The following is a 3,113-nucleotide window of genomic DNA, read 5'->3' as shown; positions in this document are numbered from 1 at the left end:
GGACAGCGTGCAAAAGACGGGGATAAGGGCATATGAAGTAAATGGGGAGATACTGTTGCCGACCCTGCCCGGGGGGAAACCCATGAACCTGTATTTTCTTCTTAAAAGATACCTGGCTGAACATGCGCCGCCGCAGGCTATTTTCCTGTATATAGACCCGTTCACTCCGGAAGATTCGTCGCTGGTGGTGTTGCGATATTTTACCAGCATACCCGAATTCCTGGATATGTGGCCGGATCTTACCTGGCGGGAGAGAAAGGTCTTTATCTCCCGGTACTGGGCCAGTCTTGACCTTAGGAAAGTCGGTCTTACCCAGAGGAGGAAGTATCCGTACAGCAACAAGAAACTGGTCGATGATATGGTGTCCCATAACGGCTATATCGAGGCGCCTGAAGCGGAAGGGGAAATACCGGCAGATTATTTCTCCGAACATGTCGAGCGCTTCCAGTTCCGTACGGATATCAGGCAAGTTGACCTCAAGTACCTGGACAAGTTCATGCGACTGGCGGCCGCGAACGGTATAGATGTGGTATTTATGGGGATGGTCGTCCCGGAAGGCCTGAACGCGGTCCTGGAAGATCTTGGCTTCAACGCGGATTATATCGGGTTCTATGACGGGCTGAAGAGCGAGTACCCTAAGGCTTATTTTCTTTCCGAGCCTATCCTGACGCTCGAGAACAGGTATTTCTGTGATTCTACCCACCTGAACACAAGAGGATCAGAGTTATACACAGAATATTTCAAGAACGATATCTTCCAGCCATACCTTGATATAATGCGAGATAAGGAGAGCGGGGAACATGAAGAATAGAGAACGGGTAAACAGGTGTGCTGTATGCGTATTGCCGGAAAATTTCCCGAACGTATCCTTTAGCCCGAGTGGGGTATGCTCCCTATGCCAGGAACGGGTCAAGGATAAAGGGGCTCTTGCCCGTATCCTGAAAACCGAAAAGAAGCGGCTGGGGGACACGATAAACGGTCTGAAAGGACGATCCTCGTACGATGTGCTTTTGTGTTATAGTGGCGGGAAGGACAGCACTTATACCCTTGAACTCCTGCGTCGCAGGTACGGGCTCAAAGTACTTGCGTTCACGTTCGACAATGGTTTCCTGGCGTCCGGAGCGCGCAGGAACATCGAGGTAGTAACGGATGCGTTGGATGTCGACCACATATGGTTCAAGCCCAGTCCACGATTGCTGAAAGGCCTGTTCAGGAGAACCATGGAGAGGAACATATTCCCACCAAAAGCCATGGAACGTGCCAGCGCGGTATGTACTTCCTGCATAGGGCTCGTAAAATATACTTCACTAAAGACCGCGATAGAAAAAAATATACCGATGATCGCGTTCGGCTGGTCCCCCGGCCAGGCGCCCCCGACGTCTTCTGTTATGAGGTTATCCCCAATGACCCTCAGGTTCATGGAGGCCACGATCAAAGAGCCTATCATCAAGGTGTGCGGGAAAGCCGCGGAAAGATTTTTCCTGGAAAAAAAGTCCTATACCTCGAAAAAAGTCTTCCCCGTGTTCATACATCCGCTTTCCGCCCAACCGTATGATGAAAAGAAGATATTCGCTTCGGTCCGGAGGATCGGATGGAAGATGCCGAAAGGTGTCGAGCTTAACGCCACCAACTGCAGGTTGAACATCCTGGCTGATGAAGAACATATACACAAATACGGGTACCATCCTTATGCGGCGGAGATCGCATATCTGGTGCGTTCAGGATACATGACGCGTAGCGAGGGGATAAAACACCTGAAAAGGGAAAAGAACAAGAAGATAGTGGCCGCGTTGCGCAAGGAACTGCGGCACGGGGGATGACATGACGACGTCCGGAATACGAGAGTCCATCAGGGATTTCATCACCAGGAACTATCTCGGCAGTCCCGGTCTGGGGATAAAAAGGATATCGGATGACGATTCTTTTCTGAAGCTCGGGATAGTTGATTCCATAGGCGTTATAGAGCTTGTGGCTTTCATACAGAAGGCATATGGGGTAAAGGTCGAGGTGGCGGAGATCCTGCCGGAGAACTTCGATACAGTACGTAACCTGGAAAAATACATATCCAAAAAGAAGGGGGGTGCTTGAGATGTCATTTCTTGTCCATGACATACTTGAGCATGCCGCCCGGACCTGGCCAGACAACGTTGCGGTCGTTGAAGCGGGGAACGACGGGGCCAAATATACATATAGCTATGTGTCGGAAGAGGCTGAACGCGTCCATGTTTTTCTGAAGAACTCCGGCGTGCTAAAGGGGGAAAGAGTGGGGCTGTTGTCCCGGACGTCCCTTGAATACGTCGCTTGGATATTCGGCATATGCAAGGCGGGAGCGGTCGCTGTTCCCCTGAACAATACGGCTACGGCGCCGGACCTGGCCCGTGTCGCCGATGATTGCGGGCTATGCGGAATATTTTTCTCAAAAGAATACAGGGATAAGGCCGATGCGGCCGTGAAATGCGTGTCGGGGGTCAAGTTCGCGGTCGAAGGACTTCCCTCAGGGGATATCATGGGACATCATAGGCCGTCCGGCCCCGGGGCGAAAGATCCGGATGACATTGCGATGATCATGTATACTTCCGGGTCTACAGGTGAACCTTTAGGCGTTATGCTTAGTAACAGGAACATCGTGTCTAATAACCGTTCGATAGCCCGATATACGCATATTAACAGTGAGGACAGCATATGTTGTGTTCTTGGGTTAAACTATATATTCGGATTGTCCCTGCTTTTTTCCCATTTCATCGTAGGCGGTAGCCTTGTTATGGATAACCGCTTCCAGTATCCTAACATGGTATTGGAAACGATGGAAACGTTCCGTGTTTCCGGATTTGCCGGGGTCCCGTCCCACTACGCCATTTTGCTTAACATGTCCGACATAAAGACACGCAAGCTCCCGTATCTTCGTTATTTCCTGCAGGCGGGGGACAGTATGCCGCCACGAATAACACGGGAATTGCTGGAATATTTCCCGGACAAGCATTTGTATCTTATGTATGGCCAGACCGAGGCATCGCCGAGGCTAACCTATCTCGACCCGAAAAAGGCGATCACTAAGCCGGGTTCCGTGGGGCAGGCGATACCAGGGGTCAAAGTGCGTGTGGTTGACGAAGAGG

Annotated in this window: 4 protein-coding genes; all 4 read left to right on the top strand. The window is 51.1% G+C overall.

What is annotated here, in order from left to right:
* Positions 1 to 811: hypothetical protein (locus PHH49_08705; protein ID MDD5489019.1), on the top strand; the 811-nt coding region annotated here is incomplete at its 5' end.
* Entirely contained in the window at positions 801 to 1,820 is a 1,020-nt protein-coding gene (locus PHH49_08700) for a hypothetical protein (GenBank protein ID MDD5489018.1), read from the top strand. The genes PHH49_08705 and PHH49_08700, both read left to right, overlap by 11 nt.
* 1 nt (position 1,821) lies before the next feature.
* A complete protein-coding gene (locus tag PHH49_08695; GenBank protein MDD5489017.1) occupies positions 1,822 to 2,088 on the top strand; it encodes an acyl carrier protein in 267 nt (88 codons plus the stop codon).
* Between the two features lies 1 nt (position 2,089).
* Positions 2,090 to 3,113, top strand: a 1,024-nt coding sequence (locus tag PHH49_08690; protein ID MDD5489016.1) for an AMP-binding protein, incomplete at its 3' end; no start/stop codon positions are given.

It is taken from the genome of Candidatus Omnitrophota bacterium, assembly GCA_028715965.1.
GTDB lineage: Bacteria > Omnitrophota > Gorgyraeia > Tantalellales > Tantalellaceae > JAQUQS01.
Note: the sequence above shows the minus strand (reverse complement) of the source record. Positions and strands in the feature narration are given on the sequence as shown.

What these genes read in the sequence shown, in the direction of transcription:
- PHH49_08700 (MDD5489018.1), top strand. Translation starts at nt 801, where the DNA reads ATGAAGAATAGAGAACGGGTAAACAGGTGTGCTGTATGCGTATTGCCG.
- PHH49_08695 (MDD5489017.1), top strand. Translation starts at nt 1,822, where the DNA reads ATGACGACGTCCGGAATACGAGAGTCCATCAGGGATTTCATCACCAGG.